A 1,380-nucleotide genomic window follows, 5' to 3' on the forward strand; every position below is an offset into this window, starting at 1 on the left:
GGGTCTGTCAAATAAACGGTGTATGTGAGTTGTGTGGGGATTAGTGGCGAGCTGCGGTGAGGCGGCCGTCGAAGGTGATGTCGAAGGCGTTGAGGGCGGTCTTCCAGCGGCTGGTCCAGCGCTTGCGGCCGGTGCCGGTGGGGTCCAGGGACATGATGGCCATGTAGACGCACTTCAGGGCGGCTTGCTCGTTGGGGAAGTGGCCGCGGGCCTTGACCGCGCGGCGGATGCGGGCGTTCACGCTCTCGATCGCGTTGGTGGTGCAGACGATGCGGCGGATCTCGGCGTCGAACCGCAGGAATGGAGTGAACTCCGCCCACGCGTTCTCCCACAACCGGATGACCGCCGGATACTTGCTGCCCCAGGTGTCGGCGAACTCGGTGAACCGCTCCAGGGCGGCGTCCTCGGTCGGGGCGGTGTAGACGGGCTTGAGCGCTTTGGCCATCTTCTCCCAGTCCTGGCGGGCCGCGTAGCGGAAGGAGGCCCTCAGCAGGTGGACCACGCAGGTCTGGACGATGGTGGCCGGCCAGACGGTGCCGACCGCGTCGGGCAGGCCCTTGAGCCCGTCGCAGACGAGCATCAGCACGTCCTGGACGCCGCGGTTCTTGAGTTCGGTGAGGATCTGCAGCCAGTGCTTGGCGCCCTCGCCGCCATCACCGGCCCACAGCCCCAGGATCTCGCGGGTGCCCTCGCTGGTGACGGCCAGGGCGACGTAGACCGGGCGGTTGGCGACCTGGCCGTCGCGGATCTTCACATGGATGGCGTCGATGAAGACGACCGGATAGACCGGATCGAGCGGCCGGTTCTGCCACTCGGCCATGCCGTCCAGGACCTTGTCGGTGATCGTGGAGATCGTCTGGCGGGAGACCTCGGCGCCGTAGACCTCGGCCAGGTGGGCCTGGACCTCCCCGGTCGTCAGGCCCTTCGCGGCCAGCGAGATCACGATCTCGTCCACCCCGGTCAGGCGCTTCTGCCGCTTCTTGACGATCTTCGGCTCGAAGGAACCCTCCCGGTCGCGGGGCACCGATATCTCCACCGGGCCGACATCGGTCAGCACGGTCTTGGGACGGGTGCCGTTGCGGCTGTTCCCGCCGTTCCTGCCGGCCACGTCGTGCTTGTCGTAGCCAAGGTGATCGGTCATCTCGCCCTCGAGGGCGGACTCCAGCAGCCGCTTGGTCAGCTGCTGGAGCAGCCCGCCCTCACCGGTCAGCTGCAGGCCCTCAGCCTGGGCACGGTCAACGAGCTGGTCGATCAACCGCTGTTCCACCGCGGCCGACGGCTGGACCCCAGCCGCCTCGATCGGACCGCTCTTGGACATGTTCTCGCTGGTCACAGGTGCATCTTCCATGATCGGGATACACCGCTCGTTTTACAGTCCCG

At 67.0% G+C, this 1,380-nt stretch carries 1 protein-coding gene; it reads right to left on the minus strand.

The annotated features are described in order from the left end of the window. Positions 1-40: 40 nt before the first annotated feature. Positions 41-1,318 (minus strand): IS256 family transposase, encoded by a 1,278-nt coding sequence (locus tag ACTWP5_RS32035; RefSeq protein ID WP_443224702.1) that lies wholly within the window; start codon positions 1,316-1,318, stop codon positions 41-43. Positions 1,319-1,380: the final 62 nt, after the last annotated feature.

It is taken from the genome of Streptomyces sp. 4N509B, from assembly GCF_052245655.1.
Lineage (GTDB): Bacteria > Actinomycetota > Actinomycetes > Streptomycetales > Streptomycetaceae > Streptomyces.